Source organism: Pseudomonas shirazica (genome assembly GCF_015168335.1).
Classification (GTDB): domain Bacteria; phylum Pseudomonadota; class Gammaproteobacteria; order Pseudomonadales; family Pseudomonadaceae; genus Aquipseudomonas; species Aquipseudomonas asiatica.
Genome location: NZ_CP063456.1, coordinates 761,800 through 782,866, shown reverse-complemented (window position 1 = coordinate 782,866; position 21,067 = coordinate 761,800). Strand labels below are relative to the sequence as shown.

At 63.6% G+C, this 21,067-nt stretch carries 19 protein-coding genes; 9 read left to right on the top strand and 10 right to left on the bottom strand.

Annotated elements, in window-relative coordinates:
* Positions 1-93 precede the first annotated feature (93 nt).
* Positions 94-1,425, top strand: coding sequence for a 30S ribosomal protein S12 methylthiotransferase RimO (rimO, locus tag IMX18_RS03560; protein ID WP_013973825.1), 1,332 nt, complete (start codon positions 94-96; stop codon positions 1,423-1,425).
* Positions 1,426-1,496: 71 nt separating this feature from the next.
* On the opposite strand, the gene IMX18_RS03555 is transcribed toward rimO, so the two are convergent.
* The 4 genes from IMX18_RS03555 to IMX18_RS03540 form a co-directional block, all read right to left on the bottom strand.
* Positions 1,497-2,246 carry a hypothetical protein gene (locus IMX18_RS03555; protein WP_039613960.1) on the bottom strand — a complete coding sequence of 250 codons (750 nt, stop codon included), beginning with the start codon at positions 2,244-2,246 and terminating at the stop codon, positions 1,497-1,499.
* 55 nt (positions 2,247-2,301) lie between these two features.
* Positions 2,302-4,020 (bottom strand): DUF5666 domain-containing protein, encoded by a 1,719-nt coding sequence (locus IMX18_RS03550; protein ID WP_217190961.1) that lies wholly within the window; start codon positions 4,018-4,020, stop codon positions 2,302-2,304.
* Positions 4,017-4,862 (bottom strand): DUF6502 family protein, encoded by an 846-nt coding sequence (locus tag IMX18_RS03545; RefSeq protein WP_217190960.1) that lies wholly within the window; start codon positions 4,860-4,862, stop codon positions 4,017-4,019. Before IMX18_RS03545 ends, IMX18_RS03550 begins: the two co-directional genes overlap by 4 nt.
* 197 nt (positions 4,863-5,059) lie before the next feature.
* Positions 5,060-5,725 carry a hypothetical protein gene (locus tag IMX18_RS03540; protein WP_225903935.1) on the bottom strand — a complete coding sequence of 222 codons (666 nt, stop codon included), beginning with the start codon at positions 5,723-5,725 and terminating at the stop codon, positions 5,060-5,062.
* On the opposite strand from IMX18_RS03540, the gene IMX18_RS03535 reads away from it, so the two are divergent.
* The 5 genes from IMX18_RS03535 (at position 5,618) to tsaA (ending at position 8,428) form a co-directional block, all read left to right on the top strand.
* Positions 5,618-6,019 (top strand): hypothetical protein, encoded by a 402-nt coding sequence (locus IMX18_RS03535; protein ID WP_217190956.1) that lies wholly within the window; start codon positions 5,618-5,620, stop codon positions 6,017-6,019. The two genes, IMX18_RS03540 and IMX18_RS03535, sit on opposite strands and share 108 nt — an antisense overlap.
* On the top strand, positions 5,979-6,431 hold the full coding sequence (locus tag IMX18_RS03530) for a GNAT family N-acetyltransferase (protein WP_015271489.1): 453 nt from the start codon (positions 5,979-5,981) through the stop codon (positions 6,429-6,431). Before IMX18_RS03535 ends, IMX18_RS03530 begins: the two co-directional genes overlap by 41 nt.
* Before the next feature lie 77 nt (positions 6,432-6,508).
* Positions 6,509-7,219 carry an rRNA pseudouridine synthase gene (locus tag IMX18_RS03525; RefSeq protein ID WP_015271490.1) on the top strand — a complete coding sequence of 237 codons (711 nt, stop codon included), beginning with the start codon at positions 6,509-6,511 and terminating at the stop codon, positions 7,217-7,219.
* A gap of 48 nt (positions 7,220-7,267) precedes the next feature.
* Positions 7,268-7,729 (top strand): YehS family protein, encoded by a 462-nt coding sequence (locus tag IMX18_RS03520; protein ID WP_015271491.1) that lies wholly within the window; start codon positions 7,268-7,270, stop codon positions 7,727-7,729.
* Positions 7,730-7,735: 6 nt separating this feature from the next.
* Positions 7,736-8,428 carry a tRNA (N6-threonylcarbamoyladenosine(37)-N6)-methyltransferase TrmO gene (gene tsaA / locus IMX18_RS03515; RefSeq protein WP_102084089.1) on the top strand — a complete coding sequence of 231 codons (693 nt, stop codon included), beginning with the start codon at positions 7,736-7,738 and terminating at the stop codon, positions 8,426-8,428.
* A 180-nt stretch (positions 8,429-8,608) separates the two neighbouring features.
* On the opposite strand, the gene IMX18_RS03510 is transcribed toward tsaA, so the two are convergent.
* The 4 genes from IMX18_RS03510 to IMX18_RS03495 form a co-directional block, all read right to left on the bottom strand.
* The gene (locus tag IMX18_RS03510) at positions 8,609-9,931 is read right to left on the bottom strand and encodes a dicarboxylate/amino acid:cation symporter (RefSeq protein ID WP_015271493.1); all 1,323 of its coding nucleotides are present in this window, start codon (positions 9,929-9,931) and stop codon (positions 8,609-8,611) included.
* A gap of 343 nt (positions 9,932-10,274) precedes the next feature.
* Positions 10,275-11,621 (bottom strand): ATP-binding protein, encoded by a 1,347-nt coding sequence (locus IMX18_RS03505; protein ID WP_015271494.1) that lies wholly within the window; start codon positions 11,619-11,621, stop codon positions 10,275-10,277.
* Positions 11,618-12,295, bottom strand: coding sequence for a response regulator (locus tag IMX18_RS03500; RefSeq protein WP_100413312.1), 678 nt, complete (start codon positions 12,293-12,295; stop codon positions 11,618-11,620). The genes IMX18_RS03505 and IMX18_RS03500 overlap by 4 nt, the downstream gene beginning before the upstream one ends.
* Before the next feature lie 150 nt (positions 12,296-12,445).
* Positions 12,446-13,051, bottom strand: a complete 606-nt coding sequence (locus IMX18_RS03495; protein WP_013973837.1) for an outer membrane beta-barrel protein — start codon at positions 13,049-13,051, stop codon at positions 12,446-12,448.
* A 129-nt stretch (positions 13,052-13,180) separates the two neighbouring features.
* Here IMX18_RS03495 and IMX18_RS03490 point away from each other — a divergent pair, with 129 nt between their 5' ends.
* Together IMX18_RS03490 and IMX18_RS03485 are read left to right on the top strand one after the other, a co-directional pair.
* Entirely contained in the window at positions 13,181-13,972 is a 792-nt protein-coding gene (locus tag IMX18_RS03490) for a dienelactone hydrolase family protein (RefSeq protein WP_015271495.1), read from the top strand.
* A 178-nt stretch (positions 13,973-14,150) separates the two neighbouring features.
* On the top strand, positions 14,151-14,852 hold the full coding sequence (locus IMX18_RS03485) for a 4'-phosphopantetheinyl transferase family protein (protein ID WP_015271496.1): 702 nt from the start codon (positions 14,151-14,153) through the stop codon (positions 14,850-14,852).
* A gap of 3 nt (positions 14,853-14,855) precedes the next feature.
* Here IMX18_RS03485 and IMX18_RS03480 read toward each other — a convergent pair whose 3' ends face one another.
* Both IMX18_RS03480 and IMX18_RS03475 read right to left on the bottom strand, forming a co-directional pair.
* Positions 14,856-16,463: an ATP-binding protein gene (locus IMX18_RS03480; RefSeq protein ID WP_100413311.1), complete on the bottom strand. Its 1,608-nt coding sequence runs from the start codon at positions 16,461-16,463 to the stop codon at positions 14,856-14,858.
* Positions 16,460-17,158 carry a response regulator gene (locus tag IMX18_RS03475; RefSeq protein ID WP_015271498.1) on the bottom strand — a complete coding sequence of 233 codons (699 nt, stop codon included), beginning with the start codon at positions 17,156-17,158 and terminating at the stop codon, positions 16,460-16,462. Before IMX18_RS03475 ends, IMX18_RS03480 begins: the two co-directional genes overlap by 4 nt.
* A gap of 813 nt (positions 17,159-17,971) precedes the next feature.
* Between IMX18_RS03475 and IMX18_RS03470 the strand changes: the two genes are divergently transcribed.
* Positions 17,972-20,851, top strand: a complete 2,880-nt coding sequence (locus tag IMX18_RS03470; RefSeq protein ID WP_015271499.1) for a ribonucleoside-diphosphate reductase subunit alpha — start codon at positions 17,972-17,974, stop codon at positions 20,849-20,851.
* Positions 20,852-21,067 lie beyond the last annotated feature (216 nt).

Here is a 21,067-nt window from a genome sequence, read left to right as displayed (position 1 = left end):
ATTGCGCACTTTTTGATCAGAGGCGCCAAAAGCGCCCGTCAAGATCGCCCCCGATTCCGGCCGGGCGACCTGCATTCAATACCGAGGTTAGTCATGTCCACCACGCCCGCCACCCCCAAGGTAGGTTTCGTAAGCCTGGGTTGCCCAAAAGCCCTGGTCGATTCCGAGCGCATCCTGACCCAGCTGCGCATGGAAGGCTATGAAGTCGTGCCCACCTACGAGGACGCCGACGTAGTGGTGGTCAACACCTGCGGCTTCATCGACAGCGCCAAGGCCGAGTCGTTGGAAGTGATCGGCGAAGCGATCAAGGAAAACGGCAAGGTCATCGTCACCGGCTGCATGGGTGTCGAGGAAGGCAGCATCCGTGACGTGCACCCGAGCGTGCTGTCGGTCACCGGCCCGCAGCAGTACGAGCAGGTGGTCAACGCCGTGCACGAAGTGGTGCCGCCACGCCAGGATCACAACCCGCTGATCGACCTGGTGCCGCCGCAGGGCGTCAAGCTGACCCCGCGCCATTATGCGTACCTGAAGATTTCCGAAGGCTGCAACCACAGCTGCAGTTTCTGCATCATCCCGTCGATGCGCGGCAAACTGGTCAGCCGCCCGGTCGGCGAAGTGCTGAGCGAGGCCGAGCGCCTGGTCAAGGCCGGGGTCAAGGAGATCCTGGTGATTTCCCAGGACACCAGCGCCTACGGCGTCGACGTCAAGTACAAGACCGACTTCTGGAACGGCCGCCCGGTCAAGACCCGCATGCTCGAGCTGTGCGAAGCCCTGAGCAGCCTGGGTGCCTGGGTACGTCTGCACTACGTGTACCCGTACCCGAACGTCGACGACGTGATCCCGCTGATGGCCGCCGGCAAGATCCTGCCGTACCTGGATATCCCGTTCCAGCACGCCAGCCCGAAAGTGCTCAAGGCCATGAAGCGCCCGGCCTTTGAAGACCGCACCCTGGCACGTATCAAGAACTGGCGCGAGCAGTGCCCGGAGCTGGTGATTCGCTCCACCTTCATCGTCGGCTTCCCGGGCGAGACCGAGGAAGACTTCCAGTACCTGCTGGACTGGCTGACCGAAGCCCAGCTGGACCGCGTGGGCTGCTTCCAGTACTCGCCGGTGGAAGGCGCCCCGGCCAACGACCTGGGCCTTGAAGAAGTGCCGGACGACGTCAAGCAGGACCGCTGGGACCGCTTCATGGCCCACCAGCAGGCCATCAGCGCCGCCCGCCTGCAACTGCGTATCGGCAAGGAAATCGACGTGTTGATCGATGAAGTGGAAGAGCAAGGTTCGGTTGGCCGCAGCTTCTTCGATGCCCCGGAAATCGACGGCAGCGTGTTCATCGATGGCGACCACGGCTTCAAGCCGGGTGACAAGGTACGTTGCCGCGTGGTGGATGCCGACGAATACGACATGTGGGCTGAACCCATCTAACGCAGCAGCAAACTGAAAAGCCCCTGCCCCGCCATTCCCCACAAGGAACTCCCGGGCCAGGGGCTTTTTCGTCAGAACGCGTGAAAAAGCATCAGGCCGCCCTCTGCATCCGGGCTGGCATCCGAGAAGCCTTTGACTGCATAGAGTTGCACTTTCCACTGCTGGTTGAGCTTGTGTGTCAGGAACAGGGTAAGTTCCTTGATCTGCGCCCCCGTCGAAACGACTTTCTGCCGCCAGTCGTAGGAGGCACCCGCCGAAGTACCTGCAGCCACGGGCATGGCAAAGCCGAGACTGGCAAATATCGGGTCGTCGAAATCACTGTCGGGCGGGTCGCCGAACTTCTTCCAGCCCAAGGTCGCGAAACCGGTCACCGGGCCAAAGGCCTTGGCGATGTCGACCTGGCCGGTGTAGTCGTATTCACCGGTGCCCAGGCACTGGTCTTCATCGGCAGTGGGGAATTTGACCTTGCCGATCAGGTCCAGCATCAGGCCACCGTCACTGCCGTCGAGCAGGGCGTAACCGGCGCTGGCAACCGTGTCTCCCAGCCCGCTTTCCACATCCCGGCAGCCACCGGGCAAGGGGTCACCATTCGGGCCCACTTCAGGGTTGGTGATGCGCAGCCAGGGCACAGTGACCTTGTAGGTCATTGGGCCGGTTTCATACTTGCCGACCACGGGGATGTACCAGATTTCCGAGGTTGTACCCGTGCCATAGTCGCCACTTGAATAGTCCATACCTATGGCGGCGCTGAAGGTATCGCCCAGGACCGACGCGCTGGCGCATGACAGCAAGCAGGCGAAAAGAGGGAGCGTGGGTCTCATCTGCACCTCGGTATCCCGGACGGGAAGGGTGATCGCACTTACCCAGCCTAGTTGCCTAATGCCCGGATCGCTCTGGATGCTCCACTTTTTCGGCTTTCTCTACTGTCTCGGGTCTTTCGACCTTTTCGACCTTCTCTACTTTCTCGACCTTCTCTACTTTCTCGACCTTCTCAACTTTTTCTACCTTCTCGACTTTCTCAGGCTTTTCGATCTTCTCGACCTTCTCGACTTTCTCAGGCTTTTCGATCTTCTCGACCTTTTCGGGCTTCTCGGCTTTCTCGATCTTCTCTACTTTTTCTACTTTCTCTACCTTTTCAACCTTCTCTGCTTTTTCAATTTTTTCCACCTTTTCGAGCTCGACCTTCTCTACCCGGTCAGAGCTTCCGCTATTGCTGCTCTCGGGTCGCTCCATGGTGTCGACATGTTCCGACTTTCCGGACTTGTCCACGCGTTCAGTACCGTCCCGACCACTGGAATCGTCAACACCGCCGTGCCCGCTGTGGTCATCACTGCTTTCAATGCGATCACTGGTCGCATCTCGTCCGCCGTGCCCGCTATTGCTGGAACCTTCAGCGTCACGGGTGCCGTGCCCGCTGCCACGCCCCGAATGCCCCCTGTCCGAGTTGTCGGCACGGCCGTCATCGAACTCCACGCGGGTTGCCCGCAGCTCGTGCTTGCCATTGAAGACCCCGCTCACCCGCACACGTTGATCGAGCGCCAATGCCGCGGGCTGCTTGCCGACGATCACGGTACCCTGCCCCAGCGTCACCTTGATGCCTGCCACCACCAGTTGTTGAGCGTGGCTGCGCTGTACCAGCCCCTCGATCACCGCCGTCTGCACACGGCCAGCAAAAGGCAGGCTCGGGTCTGGGCGGGTTTGCGCCACTTCCAGCTGGCGTCCGGTCCACTGCCCACGTACCAGCACTTCCCTCGCAGGTGCCACACGGGTTCCCAGCTTCAGCCCCTGGAGGCTGCCGGCACGGTCTACCGCACCGATGGCACTGGCTTCCCTGAGCCCCGGCGCCCGTTCGATACGGCTGGCTACCACTTCGCCCCTAGCATCGCGCAGGCCACTGACCCTGACCGGATCGCCCGGGCGCAACCCTTCAGCCACCCGCGCCCCTGCAGCTAGCCGCACAGGTTGGCCCATGACCCGCAGGGGGGCCGATGCATTGGGCAGTGCCGTCAGCGGCCCTTCGTAAACGTTGAGGATCGAGATGCGCCCTGCTTGCAGGCCGCGTTTGCCGGCAAATGCCTCAACCGCGACAACCTGGCCGATTGCCAGGTGAGCGGTACTGGCAGGCGCACCGTTTTCACTCACCGGTACGTCCTTGCCAAAGTGCACTTCCAGGCCATTGACGCAGATCGAGGCGAACCCGGTAATGGTGCCGACGATGCCCGTGCCACCGGTACCACCCGGGCGCAGGATCGGTGCGCCGGTACCACCTGCCCCACCGTGATCGATGAAGGTACCGTCCACACCGTCGGCCACCGCACCGGTCCCGCCCGTGCCGCCGGGACGCTGCGGCAGCGGCGCACCGGTGCCACCCACTTCGCCGTTTTCGCTGCGTACACCGGTACCACCGACACCGCCCGTCCTGGCCCCGGTACCACCAATACCGCCGGGAAACTGCAAGCCCGCCGCCCCCGCCATACCCACTTCGTCACGGCTGACACATACCGGTGCTGCGGCCACTTCGGCAGGCGCCACCAGGTTCAGCCCGAAACCCAGGACCAGTGTGACCACACTGAGGCAGCGCGCGAGGGAAGTCATGGGTCGGATGTCTTCGACAAATCGGGGTCGGTAGCTTCAGTGTAGAAATAAAGCCCTACCGTGATGCGCTGACGTTGCTCGGCGCTGGGCACATTGGCATCTTCCAGGCCTGATGCGAGCCGGCTGAAGGCAAGCAGCATCTGCATGCCGTCCTTGTCCACCGCTGCACGCAAATGGTCGACGCTGGCCGGGCTCAAGGCGTCGTAGTGCACACTGCGTTCAAAGAACGGCTGGCCGTCCCCACTCAGGTTGTGCACTGCTGCGCAGGCATGGTCATGCAGGTTGTGGCCAAAGTACGCGGCCTTTTCGTCGAAGCCCTTCTGCGGCACGAATGCCTGGGCTTCCAGGTGGACACAGTCCTGGTCGTCGAGCCGGACGATACCCAGGCGCAACCACTCATCCAGCACCACCCGCCCGCGGATGTCGGTGCTGATCTTCGCCACCAGCGCATCGAAGGAACGATCGCCGCCAACGCTCGCCAGACGCGGCAACGGCAGCGCCTGGCCAGGCTCCGAGCAGAACGGCTTGCCAGTGGTCCACATATTGACCAACTGTGCACCTAACGTAATGTTTGCCGGCAGCGCGGCGAGCGATGTGCCCCCCTCGCTACGCAAACGCCGGACATCCTTGCGATGCACGCCCGTGAGCAGGCTGATGCGGCTGTCGGTCGGCACTGTACCTTCCAGGCGAAACTCGCGATGGGCCACATCGACGAACACTTCCTTGAGCAGGTCGGCGAACATCGTGTAGGTGACCCCTTTGCGCAGCATCAGGCGCACCAGAGGACGCATGACACGCCGCAGTGCGCTTAACATCGAAGGGGGGATGGTAGGCGATTGCATTGAGCGCATTCCTTGACAGATGAACCCAGTATACGACGCGGGAAAAGATCCCACACCAACTGTGACCATATCCCTGACGAGATAAGGGATAGTCGTCGGCGCTCATTGCATTCGCGTTCAGTGGGGCTGCCGTGTATCCGAACCTGGCCTCATACAGGCCCGCCCCGTGGGCGCTGCATGAGACCGTTCAGAGCCAGTCAGCTCCTGCTGTTGTCATCACCCGGTTCGCCACCCAGATGGTCGCCACGATCATCACCAGGTTCACCACCAACGTGATTGCCGTGGTCATCGCCAGGCTCACCGCCAACATGATTGCCATGATCGTCCCCGGGCTCACCGCCAACGTGATTGCCATGATCGTCACCGGGCTCACCGCCAACGTGATTGCCGTGATCGTCCCCAGGCTCACCGCCAACGTGATTGCCATGATCGTCACCCGCTTCAGCGTGGTTGCCGCTGCGCCCAGAGTTCGAGGAGCCGTCATGGCCGCGCCCACTGTTGCCGGCATGGCCATCTCCATCCCCACCAGCGCCGCGACCGCCGCCCTCACCGCCATGGCCGCCACCACCACCGCCGTGACCACCACCGCCACCGCCATGGCCGCCACCACCACCGCCGTGACCACCACCGCCACCACCGTGGCCTCCACCGCCGCCACCGTGACCACCGCCGCCGCCACCATGGCCACCACCACCACCATGGCCACCACCATGGCCACCACCACCACCACCATGGCCACCACCATGGCCACCACCATGGCCACCACCACCTCCGTGACCGCCTCCACCACCACCATCCTTGGCGTAGGCGCTGGAGCCATTGGAAATCGAGTCAGGGACCAGAACGATGGAAGTCGACAGCACGCCAGCAACGGCAGCCGCCAATATCGCTTTTTTGAACAGCACATGGATTTGCATATTTCGTCTCCAGGTCGTCGCCGTGAGAACGCCAAATCAAGCCGGGAATCCTGTGTCAGGTTCTTGCTTTTCATTTTGTGGGAATTTTTCCCACAGGAAATTAATAGACCGCCAAACCCCGAGATTCAAGCAGCGCACGGAGAAGCCGACCGGTGGTTGACCTGCTATGTTTGCCTTATCGTCATGGAGGAACACCGGCATGCATTCGGTACTGACGCTGCAAACCCCGCGCTTGAGTGACTACGGCGAACTGGTACAGGTGTGGGAAGAATCGGTACGCGCCACCCACGACTTCTTGCCGGATAGCTATATTGCCTTGCTGCGCGACCATGTGCTGCTTCGCTACCTCGACGCAGTGATGCTGATCTGCTGCAAGGACCGCCAACGCATCTGTGGTTTCGCCGGTGTTGCCAACGGGCGCGTGGACATGCTGTTCGTCGCACCGGACTACCGTGGCAAAGGGGTTGGCAAGCGCCTGCTGCACTATGCGATCGACGAACTGAATGCCGAGCGCCTGGACGTCAATGAACAAAACCCGCAAGCCCTGGGCTTCTACCTGCATGAGGGCTTCGAGGTGATCGGCCGTTCGGAAACCGACGGCCTGGGGCAACCCTACCCGCTGCTGCACATGCGCCTGCGCAAAACGGCGTAAATGACACAGATTCCCAGCCCCTCTGCCGCGCGGGCAGGTACAATGCAGGTCTTTCCCTGCCTTTGCGAATTACCGTCATGTCCGAACCCGTCCGCCTGTCCAAACGCCTTATCGAGCAGCTTGGCTGCTCCCGCCGCGAGGCCGAGTTGTATATCGAAGGCGGCTGGGTCACGGTCGATGGCGTGGTGGTCGAGCAACCGCAGTTCAAGGTCGAGCAGCAGCGCGTCGAACTGCTGCCGGGTGCCCGTGCCGAAACGCTGGAACCAGTAACCCTGCTGCTGAACCAGGCGGCCAACGTGGACAGCGAAACCGCCCGCGCCAGCATGAACATGGGCAACCTCAGCGAAACCCACCGCGAAGGCGTGCGCGCACTGCACGGGCATTTTGCCCGGCAGGCCTGCGTGGCGCCGCTGGAGCGCGGTGCCAGCGGCCTGCAGGTATTCACCCAGGACTGGCGGGTAACCCGCAAGATCGAAGCCGACCTGCGCCGCCTGGAACAGGAATTCATCGTTGAAGTGCGCGGCGAGACCACACCCCAGGCGCTGGAACGCCTGGCACGCGGTGCCACCCGCAATGACCGCGAGCTGCCTAAAGCCAAGGCCAGCTGGCAGAACGAGACCCACCTGCGCATGGCCCTGAAAAACCCGCAGCCCGGGCAGATCGCCGAGCTGTGCGCCTACCTGCGCCTGGAGCTGGTAGGCATGCGCCGCATTCGCCTGGGCGGCGTGTCTATGGGCAAGCTGCCCCTGGGCCAGTGGCGCTACCTGGCCACTACCGAACGTTTCTAAGCAATACGCCGCGCCGCAGGTGCGGCACCTGAACAGGATTCTGCAACAATGAACCACAACGACGTCCTGCGCAGCCTGCGCTACATGCTCAAGGTGAATGACGCCAAGATGGCCGAAATCATCGGGCTATCCGGCCTCGACGTGCATCCCCTGGTGCTGGCCACCTACCTGAAGAAGGAAGACGAGGAAGGCTTCGTGCGTTGCCCGGAACGGGTCATGGCGCACTTTCTCGACGGCCTGGTGATCTACCGCCGCGGCAAGGATGACAGCCGCCCGCCGCAGCCGATCGAGCTGCCGGTGACCAACAACCTCATCCTCAAGAAGCTGCGGGTGGCCTTCGAGCTCAAGGAAGACGACCTGCATGCCATCCTCAAGTCGGTCAACTTCCCGGTCAGCAAGCCCGAGCTCAGCGCACTGTTCCGCAAGGCCGGCCATGACAACTACCGCCCGTGCGGCGACCAGTTGCTGCGCAACTTCCTCAAGGGCCTGACCCTGCGCGTGCGCGGCTGATTGGCCATGCAGCATTCGGTTACCCCGGTCGGCATCATCCGCTCCTGTTTCAAGGAGAAGTTCGCCATCCCGCGCCAGCCGCAACTGGCGCCCGCCGCACGCGGTGTGCTCGAGCTGCTGCCGCCGTTCGACCAGGGCGATGCGGTCGAGGGGCTGGAACAGGTCAGCCATGTCTGGCTGCTGTTCCTGTTCCACCAGGCACTGGAAGACAAACCTCGCCTGAAGGTGCGGCCACCGCGCCTGGGTGGCAACAAGAGCATGGGTGTGTTCGCCACCCGCGCCACTCACCGGCCCAATGGCATCGGCCAGTCGGTGGTGCGCCTGGAAGGCGTGGAGCTAGGGCGCCTGCTGCTGTCTGGTATCGACCTGCTCGACGGTACGCCGGTGCTGGACATCAAACCGTATGTGCCGTACGCCGATAGCATCCCTGGCGCCAGCAACCAGATGGCCAGCCAAGCGCCTGCCGCGATCGCCGTGCAGTGGGGCGACAACGCCCTGCCCCAGGCCCGCGAACATGCACTGCGCCTGGGTGAACCGCTAGTGGAGCTGATCGAGCAGTGCCTGGCGCAGGACCCACGGCCGGCCTACCAGGTGCCACCGGCCGAGCGGGTGTATGGGGTGAAGTTTTGGGATGTGCAAGTAAGGTGGCATTACCCGCAGCCGGACGTGATCCGGGTGCTGGAGGTGGTGAAAGATTGAAGATCACAGGCCCGGCCCTATCGCCGGCAAGCCAGCTCCCACAGGGACCTCACAATGCTCACGCCTGTGGTGGCCCTGTGGGAGCTGGCTTGCCGGCGATAGGGCCGGGCCTGAAAGCACAATAATCACCCACAAAAAAGGCGACCCTGAGGTCGCCTTTTTCTTTTCACCATCCCGCGATCAACGAGCCGGGCCTTCAGCCACGCCCAGGTCGTCGGTCGGACGGGTATCGACCAGCGGCGCACCACCGGAGGCCAGCTCCGATGCCAGCTTGTCGTCGTCCATTTCCTTCACCCACTTGGCCACGACCACGGTGGCAACGGCGTTGCCAACCAGGTTGGTCAGCGCGCGGGCTTCGGACATGAAGCGGTCGATGCCGAGGATCAGCGCCAGGCCGGCAACCGGCAGGTGGCCAACGGCCGACAGGGTGGCGGCCAGGACGATGAAGCCCGAACCGGTAACACCGGCAGCACCTTTGGAAGCCACCAACAGCACCAGCAGCAAGGTGATCTGGTGAGTGATGTCCATGGTGGTGTCAGTGGCCTGGGCGATGAACACCGCAGCCATGGTCAGGTAGATCGAGGTGCCATCGAGGTTGAACGAGTAACCGGTCGGGATCACCAGGCCAACCACCGACTTCTTCGCACCCAGGCGCTCCATCTTGGCTAGCATGCGTGGCAGGGCCGACTCCGAGGACGAAGTACCCAGCACGATCAGCAGTTCTTCACGGATGTAGCGGATCAGCTTGAGGACACTGAAGCCGTGGGCGCGGCAGATACCGCCCAGCACCACCAGCACGAACAGCAGGCAGGTGATGTAGAAGCAGGCCATCAGGTAGCCCAGTTGCACCAGCGAGCCAACGCCGTACTGGCCGATGGTGAAGGCCATTGCACCGAAGGCACCGACCGGGGCCAGTTTCATGATCATGTTGATGATGTTGAACATGACATGGGCGAAGCGGTCGATCATGTCCAGCACCGGCTTGCCATAGCTGCCCAGGCGGTGCAGGGCGAAGCCGAACAGCACGGAGAACATCAGCACTTGCAGGATGTCGCCGTTGGCGAAGGCGCCGACCACGGTGTTCGGGATGACGTTGAGCAGGAAGCCGACAGTGGTCTGCTGCGCGCCGGCGGCGGCGTAGGCAGCCACGCTGCTGGCGTTCAAGGTGCTGACATCGATGTGCATGCCAGCGCCCGGCTTGACCACGTTGACAACGACGAGGCCGATGATCAGGGCGACCGTGGAGACGATTTCGAAGTACAGCAGCGCGTAGCCGCCAGTCTTGCCGACCGACTTCATGCTCTGCATGCCGGCGATGCCGCTGACCACGGTGCAGAAGATGATCGGGGCGATGACCATCTTGATCAGTTTGACGAAGCCGTCCCCCAAGGGTTTGAGGGCGACGCCCGTCTCCGGATAGTAGTGGCCGAGCAGGATACCGATGGTGATGGCGACCAACACCTGGACATACAGTGATTTGTACAGCGGCTGACGTGTCGTCATGGCTAATTTTCCTCAAGTGTGCCGGTTCACCCTTCCCAGGGCGATGGGGCACCTGAATCGCTAACCCTCCTGCACCCGGAGGGATTTGTCGTTGTGTTCGAGCTGCCTGGGCAGGCCTCTGCGAGGATCAATAGCAAGGGTGGTGCCAAAATGCCCACGAAGGGTGCAAGTGCCGTATTTGCGAGGGATAAACGCCCAACGACGGGGCGAATTGCCTGAGGAAGGCTGGCGGATTTCCGCCCGGTGGCGGGATTTGTACAGGGGCATTGGCGGGAATCCGCCCATTGTGGTTTGCCTGTTCCGGCGCGGGTAAACCCGCGAAGAGGCCGGCCAAGCCAGCAAATCACTCGAGGTTGAAGGTAATCCTGAACGCAGCGCCCCCCAGAGGAGAATCCCCCAGGCTCAGCTCGGCGTCATAGCTGTCGACGATATCCTTGACCACCGCCAGCCCGATCCCCTGCCCCGGGTGCTGGCTGTCCAGCCGCTCCCCACGCTCCAGAATCCGCTCACGCTGGTCCGCCGGCACCCCCGGCCCGTCGTCCTCGATGCACAAGGTCAACTGCCCAGGCGCCTGCTCCAGGCTCACGCGCACCTGGCGCAAGCTCAGGCGGTAGGCGTTCTCCAGCAGGTTGCCCAGCAGCTCCAGCAACGCGCCCTGCTCCATCGGCACCTGCGCCGCATCGGGCAGTTGCAGGGTCACGTCCACCCGCTTGTCCCGGTACACCTTGGCCAAGGTGCTGCACAGGCTTTCGAGCAACGGCCGCAGCAACACGCTGTGGCGTACCAGGCCGCTCTTGCGCAGGCTGGCGCGTTGCAACTGGTAGTCGATCTGCTGGCTCATGCGCTCGATCTGGCTCTGCAGCACGCGCGCCTGCTCGCGCTCGCCGCTACGCTGCTGCAGGCTTTCGCCCACCCCTTGCAACACCGCCAGCGGCGTCTTCAGGCTGTGCGCCAGGTCATCGAGCGAATCACGGTAGCGCTGACGCTGCTCGCGCTCGCTGCGCAACAGGCGGTTCAGCGAGCCGGTCAGACGCAGCAGCTCCCGTGGGTGTTCGCCGCTCAGGCCATCCCGCACTCCCGACTCCACGTCGTCCAGCTCGCGACTGAGCCGGCGCAACGACCGCAAGCCCCAGGTCAAACCGGCCCACAGCAGCACCAGCAGCGCCAGCAAGGCCGCGCCAAAGCCCAGGTAGAGCTTTTCGCGCAGGCCATCAAGGGTGTGCTGGTACTCGCGCACAGGTTGCAAGGCAACGATGCTATAGGCGGCGCTCTGGCCACCTAGCAGCTTGATCTCGACGTCGTACACAAAGAACTCTTCGCCGTCGGCCTGGTGAATGCGGGCGAATTCGTTGCCGCGGCCGTCGTAGCGTGGGCGGTAGTTGATGTTTTGCGCGGCGGTTGCCCGCGACTGCCAGACCAGCTTGCCGTCGCGGTCGAAGATATAGCCGAGCAAGCCGGTGTACGGCAGGTTGTAGCGCTCGTCCGGCAGCAGCGTCGGCATCTGCAATTGGCCGTGTTCGATACGCGCTGCGGAAATCAGCGTGGTCACATCCGAGGCCAGGCGTTGTTCGATCGACTCCTGCAGGGCCAGGCTGAAGGCCTTCTGCAAGGCCGGCAGCAACGCCAGCATGAACAGCAGCGCCAGCACCGCGGCCGCCAGCATCAGGCGCACCCGCAGCGAACGGATCATCGGCAGCGCTCGGTGAACAGGTAGCCCAGGCCGCGCACAGTGTCGATCGGTTTGAAGCCGTGCTCGCCCTCGAGCTTGCGCCGCAAGCGGCCGACCAGCACTTCGATGACATTGGGGTCGCGTTCCTCGTCACCTGGGTACAGCTGCTCCATCAGGCGGTCCTTGGCCACCACCTGCTGGTGATGGCGCATGAGGTATTCGAGGATGCGGTATTCGTAGGCGGTCAGGGCCAGGGGCTGCTCGTCCAGCGTCGCCTGCTTGCGGTTGAGGTCGAGCACCAGCGGGCCGGCGGCAATGGTCGACTGGGTGAAGCCGCTGGAGCGGCGCAGCAGGGCGTTCAGGCGTGCCTCGAGTTCTTCGAACTGGAACGGCTTGACCAGGTAGTCGTCGGCACCGGCGGCCAGGCCCTCGACCTTGTCCTGCCAGTTGCCGCGGGCGGTGAGGATGAGAATGGGGAAGGTCTTGTCCTGGCTGCGCAGGCGCGTGATCAGTTCCAGCCCGCTGATGCCGGGCAGGCCCAGGTCGATGATGGCCAGGTCGAAGTGGTATTGCCCGGCCTGGTAAAGCGCCTCCTCGGCATCGGCGACCGCCTCGACCACATGGCCGCCTTCGCCCAGGCGGGTGTAGAGGTGATGGCGAAGCAGGGCTTCGTCCTCGACCACCATCAGTTTCATGTGCAGCTCCTTGATATGTATTGCCTGTACCGGCCTCTTCGCGGGCACGCCCGCTCCCACAGGGATCGCACAGGCTCCAAGGCTCGTGCAGTACCTGTGGGAGCGGGCGTGCCCGCGAAAGGGCCGGTACAGGATAACCCGGCTCGCCCGTCAGAACTTGTAGCTTGCAGCCAGGTAGGTCTGCGCGCTGCTGGTCAGGCGCAGGGTGCCGTCCTTCGGCCCGCCGTGCGCACCCACTTCGGTAGCAGCATTGGTACGCAGGTAACGGTAGCCCAGTTCCACCGAAGCCTTGTCGGTGATGTCCTGGATCACGCCGGCCTGCAGGCCATAGGCGTAACCGTAGTCGGTATCCCGGCTGGCCCCCGGCGAGTCCTGGGTCAGCTTGGTCACGCCCAGGCTGCCGCCGCCGAACAGCTTGGTGGTATCTCCCACCGGCAGGAACAGGTCGTAGCTGCCCAGCAGGTTTTCCTGGCGCAGCTTCAGGCCGCTGTGGTCGCCCGAGACATTGTCGTAAGTCATGTAGTAGCGGCCCTGGTCATTGATCTTGCCCACTCGCACGCCCCAGGTGTCGTCCTTGCCGATGATGCCGTCGGCGTTGAGGTGGTCGGTGTTGCGCTGCAGCAGGCCGGACTTGCGAACCTTGTCGCTGGTCTGGCCGTAGGTCAGGCTGGCGAAGTTGTCGTCAGCGGCCTGTGCGGTGGTAATGCCAGCGGCGCAGACGGCCATGGCGGCAAGCAGGGTGTTGAAGGTTTTCATGGCTGGATACTCCAGTTGAGTGCGCTGTTTCGGTCTGGAAGCTAGAGTAAGCAGGGCACCCTGAACCGCGACTGAACCCTGGCTGAACCCCGGCTGAACGAACCGTTTGAAGAACAAGGAGTAGTGACCATGCGCGCCCTGCTGGCCTTGACCCTGATGTGCAGCGCCGCCCTCGCCCAAGCGGCGGTACAAACCCGCGAGATCCCCTACCAGGACGCCGACGGCAATCGCCTGGTCGGCTACTACGCCTATGACGACGCCATCGAAGGCAAGCGCCCCGGCATTGTCGTGGTGCATGAATGGTGGGGGCTGAACGACTATGCCAAGCGCCGCGCCCGCGACCTGGCAGCACTGGGCTACAACGCCCTGGCCATCGACATGTATGGCGACGGCAAGCAAACCGAGCACCCTGCCGACGCCAAGGCATTCATGACAGCAGCGATGAAAGACCCCAAGGCCGCGGAGCGGCGCTTCGATGCCGGCCTTGAACTACTGAAACTGCAGCCGAACACCAACAAGCACCAGTTGGGGGCGGTCGGTTATTGCTTCGGCGGCAAGGTGGTACTGGATGCCGCACGCCGCGGCGAAAAGCTGGACGGCGTGGTGAGCTTCCATGGCGCACTGGCCACCCAGACCCCGGCCAGGCCTGGGGTGGTACGCGCGGAGATCCTGGTCGAGCACGGCGCGGCAGACAGCATGGTTACTCAGCAGCAGGTGGAGGCATTCAAGGCCGAGATGGATGCAGCCAAGGTCAACTATGAGTTTGTCAGTATCGAAGGGGCCAAGCATGGGTTTACCAACCCGGATGCAGACCGGCTGAGCCATGGCGAGCATGGCGGGCCGGATATCGGCTACAACAAGGCGGCGGATGAAAGATCGTGGGCGGATATGCAGGCGTTCTTCAAGAAGGTGTTCAAGTAAACAACGCGAGGGGCCGCTTTGCGGCCCAATCGCCGGCAAGCCAGTTCCCACAGGGGCCGCGCAAAGCTTGGGCCGTGCCCTGTACCTGTGGGAGCTGGCTTGCCGGCGATTGGGCTGCAAAGCAGCCCCTGCGATCCGATCTCCCACACCGTCGCCTCGGCTGGCACAATACCCCCCCATGAACACACTCCCCGCCTGCTGCGCCCCGCTCCAGCACCACTGGCCCCTGCCCCGCCCCCTACCCGGCGCAGTGCTGGTCAGTTGCTACTTCGACCCCACCCGCCTGGCACCCGACGACTTCCAGCGCGCCGGCGTCGTGCCAGGCGCCAGCCTGCAGCGCTCGGTGGCCAAGCGTCAGGCCGAGTACCTGGCTGGCCGGGTATGTGCCCGCGCCGCGCTGCAGCGCCTGGACGGCCGTGACTACGTGCCCGGCACCCACGAGGACCGCTCACCCATCTGGCCCGCCGGCATCCACGGCTCGATCACCCACGGTAAAGGCTGGGCTGCTGCCGTGGTTGCTGCCGAGGGCAGTTGCCAGGGCCTGGGCCTGGATCAGGAAGCGTTGCTGGATGACCAGCGTGCCGAGCGACTGATGGGCGAAATCCTCACCCCGCCCGAGCTCGAACGCCTCGACCGCCGCCAGCCAGGCCTTGCAGTCACCCTGACCTTCTCGCTGAAGGAAAGCCTGTTCAAGACGCTCTATCCGCTGACCCGCCAGCGCTTCTACTTCGAGCATGCCGAAGTACTGGACTGGTCCGCCGAAGGCCTGGCCCGCCTGCGACTGCTCACCGACCTGTCGCCGCAGTGGCGGCATGGCGCCGAACTGCAGGGCCAGTTCTGCCTGCAGGACGGCCACCTGCTCAGCCTGGTCAGCGTCTGACCGTCACAGCGGTGCCTGCTGCCGTGGCCAGTTCAGGCTGAAGCAGGCACCACCCAGCGCGGCGCTGCGCCCCACTGTGGCGCGCCCCGCGTGCCAGTAGATGATCCGCCGCACGATCGACAAGCCCAGGCCATGCCCGCCCGAAGCGCGGGTACGGCTGTCGTCGAGGCGGGTGAACGGTGTGAAGATACGGTCCCAGACGCCCTCGGGGATCCCCGGGCCGTCATCCTCCACATCAATGCGGCAGCGTTGCTGCCCCAACTGGTAGCTCAGGCGCACCTCGGCCTCGGCGTGACGCATGGCGTTGCCCACCAGGTTCTGCAGCGCCCGGTGCAGGTAGCGCGGTTCAGCTTCGACCCAGGCGCCTTCGCCATCGGCGCCCTGGCACTCACCGCGCACCACCCTTACCTCGGCACGCAACGGCGCGAGTTCTTCGATCACCCGGTCGAGCAAGGCATCCAGGTCTACCCGCTCGAACTTCAGCGCCGGCGCGCCCTGCTCCAGGCGGGCGTAGGTGAGCATCTCGTCGACCAACTTGTCGAGGTCCTGGATATCGCCATCCATGCCCGCCAGGTGCTTGGCCCGGGCCTGCTCGGTGGTGGCACTTTCGATCATCTCCAGGCCAAAGCGCAGACGTGCCACTGGCGTGCGCAGCTCGTGGGAAACCGCCCGCACCAGTTCGCGTTGCATGGTCAGCGAGCGCTGCAGGTGCTCGGCCATGCCGTTGAAGGCCGCGGCCAGACGCCCCACCGAGTCGGCGCCGCCGGCCGGCACGCGGGTGTCCAGGCTGCCTTGGGCGATGCGCGTGGCGGCAATCTCCAGGCCCGACACGCGCCGCTCCAGTTGGCGTACCAGCAGGTAGACCACCAGGCCGATCAGGCACAGACCAAGAAAGGTTATCAGGATCAGCAACTGCGGCGGATAGGGGTTGAGCTGGTATAGCGGGCCGATTTCCAGCACCCAGGGCGAACCCGCCAGCCCGGCGAACACACGGATCGAGTCGCCATCCTTGCCCAGGGCCATGACCGTATCGCCCTCCTCGACCCGGCGCCGCTGGTCATCGTCCAGGCTCACCCGCTCGATGCGCTGCAAGGCCACGCCAAAGCCGAAGCCCTTTTCTTTCTTGATCTGTGCCAGGCGCTGCTGCTGTTCGGTCACCGGGTAGCGCACCAGTTCGTCGGCCAGCAGATAGAGGGTGGCCCGCGCCAGTTGCTCGCTGATCTGTTTGATCTGCGCCACAAGCATCAGGTCTTCCTGGCCGACCTTGCGTAGCACCTCGGCCGCATGCGGGCCGGTCTTCTCGACCACCACCAGCCCGCGGTACAGGCGCGCCCGCTGACCGCCATCGAGTGTGCGCGCGGTCATGGGCTGCAGCGCCAGTGGCACGCCGAGCAGGCGCTCCCAGATCAGCAGCGAGCGCTTGCGCTCGGTATCGTTCTGCAGCGCCAGGTTGTCGGCCATCAGGCTGAAGGTGCCCTGGGCCAGGCCTTCTCGGTGCTGGGCGGCACGCACTTCGTTGACCAGGTGCAGGCTGAGTACACCGAGCAGGGCCACCAGCACCAGCACGGCCAGCATGCCGCCATAGATACGCAGGAAGATCGAATTGTTCATGGGGCCTCGCCGACGAACAGGTAGCCCTTGCTGCGAAGTGTCTTGATCAGCCTTGGCTGGAGCGGGTCGTCGCCGATCTTTGGGCGGATCTTGGAAATGCGTATGTCGATGGAGCGGTCCTGCCCGTCGTAGCCGACCCCCCGTAGCGCGGTGAAGATCTGCTCGCGCGTCAGCACCCGGCCGGCATTGCTGGCCAGCAGCCAGAGCAGGTCGAATTCGGCGCCGGTCAGCTCTATCAGCTGTTCGCCCAGGCGCGCCTCGCGCAGGCGATTGTCGATGCGCAGCGCGCCGAAGGCCAGGTCCTGGCGCTTGCTGTCCGGTGCTTCGCTGCGGCGCAGCAGTGCCTGGATACGCGCAAGGAGGAGCCGTGGGCGTACGGGTTTGCAGACATAGTCATCGGCCCCAAGGTCCAGGCCCTGGACTTGGTCGAGTTCATCGCTGCGGGCGGTCAGCATGAGGATTGGGCCGGGGTACTGGCTGCGCACCCGGCGACAGATGCTCAGGCCGTCCTCGCCGGGCAGCATCAGGTCGAGAATGACCAGGTCGGGCTGGCTGTCGACGATGCGCCGCGCGGCGCGGGCGCCATCGCCCTCGACGCTGATTTCGTAGCCGTTGGCCTGCAGGTACTCGGCGGTGAGCTCGGCCAGGCGCTGGTCGTCTTCGACGATGAGGATGCGGGGTGCGGGGTGGTCCATGGCTTGTGCCTTATCTTGTTGTTCTTCTGTTGCCTGTACCGGCCCCTTCGCAGCACAAGGCTGCTCCTACAAGGTATGGCGCTCCCCGGTAGGAGCAGCCTTGTGCTGCGAAGGGGTCGGTGCAGGCAACATAACCCTTTAACCAAAAGGCAACATCTGCTTCGGATACTACGTCCCACCCCCGGCACTGCCAAGCCGCCTCGCAGCCCCTCGACTGAACCGTTTTTTGTGATAGGGTTCGCGCCCGAAAAATTCTGCCCCGGGGCTGCAAGACGCAGAAAAATACTGCAAACCACTTGGCACAAGGCCTACAGCGAATACCCACCATTCACTCACAAAGTACGCACAAGTTATCCACAGGCGCTCGCCTTGCAAAGCCCCCGATACCGCATTATCTTGTATCCCGATCGCAGCGAACCACTAGATATAGGGTTTCGTGCAAAATCACACACAAAAGTCAACCCGCAAAATCAAGCGATTTATCGGGTGAACTTCAAGTGATTCCAGCAGCCAAACCGCTCCTGCGGAGGCGACCGAGGCAAGCCCCTCCAGGGCCTTGTTCGGGTATGGGTGTTGCAGGCCAGGCCTGGCATCCATCAGCAACAGTTTTTGGGCCCGGCCCAGAACCTTTGACTTCGGCCAGGGAGCGGCGAGCCATTGCCCCTTTTTCCTGAGTCTGTCCCGAAGTTGGTACGCCCGCGCGGGCGGATGCGCATGCATTGCCCATCCCCGCCAGGCCATCGAGCAAGTGGACGGAACGGTGGGCGCCCAAAAGGCGCCTGAACAATATAGAAACTGTGGAGACACCCACCCATGCAAACCGACACAACTCGCGAGAACCCGCAGGCCAAGGTGCCGCAGGCCGCCGATTCCAACCAGGATCTGGCCGCCACCGCTCCCGGCCAACTGCGCGTGATCAAGCGTAACGGCACTGTCGTCCCCTACACCGACGACAAGATCACCGTGGCCATCACCAAGGCGTTCCTCGCAGTTGAAGGCGGCACCGCCGCCGCTTCGTCGCGCATCCACGACACCGTCGCGCGCCTGACCGAGCAGGTCACCGCCACGTTCAAGCGTCGCATGCCATCGGGTGGCACCATCCACATCGAAGAAATCCAGGACCAGGTCGAACTGGCCCTGATGCGCGCCGGCGAGCAGAAAGTCGCCCGTGACTACGTGATCTACCGCGAGCAGCGCGCCAAGGAGCGTGCCACCCGCGTGAACGCCGAGTCCGTGGTCGAGCCGCACCCGACCATCCGCATCACCCTGGCCGACGGCAGCCTGGCGCCGCTCGACATGGCCCGCCTGAACACCATCATCAGCGAAGCCTGCGAAGGCCTGGCCGAAGTCGATGGCGACCTGATCCAGCGCGATACCCTGAAGAACCTGTACGACGGCGTGGCCATCAAGGACGTCAACACTGCCCTGGTGATGACCGCCCGTACCCTGGTAGAGCGCGAGCCGAACTACTCGTTCGTGACCGCCCGCCTGCTGATGGACACCCTGCGTGCCGAAGGCCTGGGCTTCCTGAACGTGGCCGAGAGCGCCACCCACCACGAAATGGCCGACCTGTACGCCAAGGCCCTGCCGGCCTATGTCGAGAAAGGCGTCGAGTTCGAGCTGCTGGACCCGGCCCTGAAAGGCTACGACCTGGAGCGCCTGGGCAAGGCCATCGACCACGAGCGTGACCAGCAATTCACCTACCTGGGCCTGCAGACTCTGTACGACCGCTACTTCATCCACAAGGATGGCGTGCGCTTCGAGCTGCCACAGGTGTTCTTCATGCGTGTGGCCATGGGCCTGGCGCTGGAAGAGAAAGACAAAGAAGCCCGTGCCATCGAGTTCTACAACCTGTTGTCGTCCTTCGACTACATGGCCTCGACCCCGACCCTGTTCAACGCCGGCACCCTGCGCCCGCAGCTGTCCAGCTGCTACCTGACCACCGTGCCGGACGACCTGTCGGGCATCTACCACGCGATCCACGACAACGCGATGCTGTCGAAATTCGCCGGTGGCCTGGGCAACGACTGGACCCCTGTGCGTGCACTGGGCTCCTACATCAAGGGCACCAACGGCAAATCCCAGGGCGTGGTTCCGTTCCTGAAAGTGGTCAACGACACCGCCGTTGCCGTCAACCAGGGTGGCAAGCGCAAGGGCGCCGTGTGTGCCTACCTGGAAACCTGGCACCTGGACATCGAAGAATTCATCGAGCTGCGCAAGAACACCGGTGATGACCGTCGTCGTACCCACGACATGAACACCGCCAACTGGATCCCTGACCTGTTCATGAAGCGTGTCTTCGATGACGGCAAGTGGACCCTGTTCTCGCCTTCGGAAGTGCCAGACCTGCACGACCTGACCGGCAAGGCCTTCGAAGAGCGCTACGAGTACTACGAAGCCCTGACCGAGTACAACAAGATCAAGGTGTTCAAGACCATCCAGGCCAAAGACCTGTGGCGCAAGATGCTGTCGATGCTGTTCGAGACCGGCCACCCGTGGCTGACCTTCAAGGACCCGTGCAACCTGCGTTCGCCGCAGCAGCACGTGGGCGTGGTCCACAGCTCGAACCTGTGCACCGAGATCACCCTGAACACCAACAAGGACGAGATCGCGGTCTGCAACCTGGGCTCGATCAACCTGCCGAACCACATCGTCGACGGCAAGCTGGATACCGCCAAACTGCAACGCACCGTGAACACCGCCGTGCGCATGCTCGACAACGTGATCGACATCAACTACTACTCGGTGCCGCAAGCGCGTAACTCGAACTTCAAGCACCGCCCGGTCGGCCTGGGCATCATGGGCTTCCAGGATGCGCTGTACCTGCAGCACATTCCGTACGGCTCCGATGCTGCCGTCGAGTTCGCCGACAAGTCGATGGAAGCGGTCAGCTTCTACGCCATCCAGGCGTCCTGCGACCTGGCCGACGAGCGCGGTGCGTACGAGACCTTCCAGGGTTCGCTGTGGTCCAAGGGCATCCTGCCGCTGGATTCGCAACAGATCCTGATCGAGGCCCGTGGCGCCAAGTACATCGACGTCAACCTGGAAGAGTCCCTGGACTGGGCCCCGGTGCGCGAGCGCGTCAAGAAAGGTATTCGTAACTCGAACATCATGGCCATCGCGCCGACCGCGACCATCGCCAACATCACCGGCGTGTCGCAGTCCATCGAGCCGACCTACCAGAACCTGTACGTGAAATCGAACCTGTCGGGCGAGTTCACCGTGATCAACCCGTACCTGGTCCGCGACCTGAAGGCCCGTGGCCTGTGGGACTCGGTAATGATCAACGACCTGAAGTACTACGACGGTTCGGTGCAGCAGATCGAGCGTATTCCGCAAGAGCTGAAGGACCTGTACGCCACCGCGTTCGAAGTCGAGACCAAGTGGATCGTCGATGCCGCCTCGCGTCGCCAGAAGTGGATCGACCAGGCCCAGTCGCTGAACCTGTACATCGCCGGCGCCTCGGGCAAGAAGCTGGACGTGACCTACCGCATGGCCTGGTACCGTGGTCTGAAGACCACCTACTACCTCCGTGCCCTGGCCGCGACCAGCACCGAGAAGTCGACCATCAACACCGGCAAGCTCAACGCCGTTTCCAGCGGTGGCGACAGCGCCCCGGTCCAGGCAGCCGGCCCTGCGCCAGTGCCGAAGGCCTGCGCGATCGACGAGCCGGATTGCGAAGCCTGCCAGTAAGGCCAGGCCGAGGCTTCCTGCGGGAAGCCTCAACGCGTTTTCCGCACCACTGCGGACCCTGTGGGAGCGGGTTCACCCGCGATGAGGCCGGCACTCCCGCCGCCTCTCCACAGCAAGACACAACAAGCCGTGGCTGCAAAGCCGCGGCCAGCCCTTTTCGGGCACCTCAGATTTGCGTGCACCGCACCGCAACCAAGATCCACCGGCCATACTTGA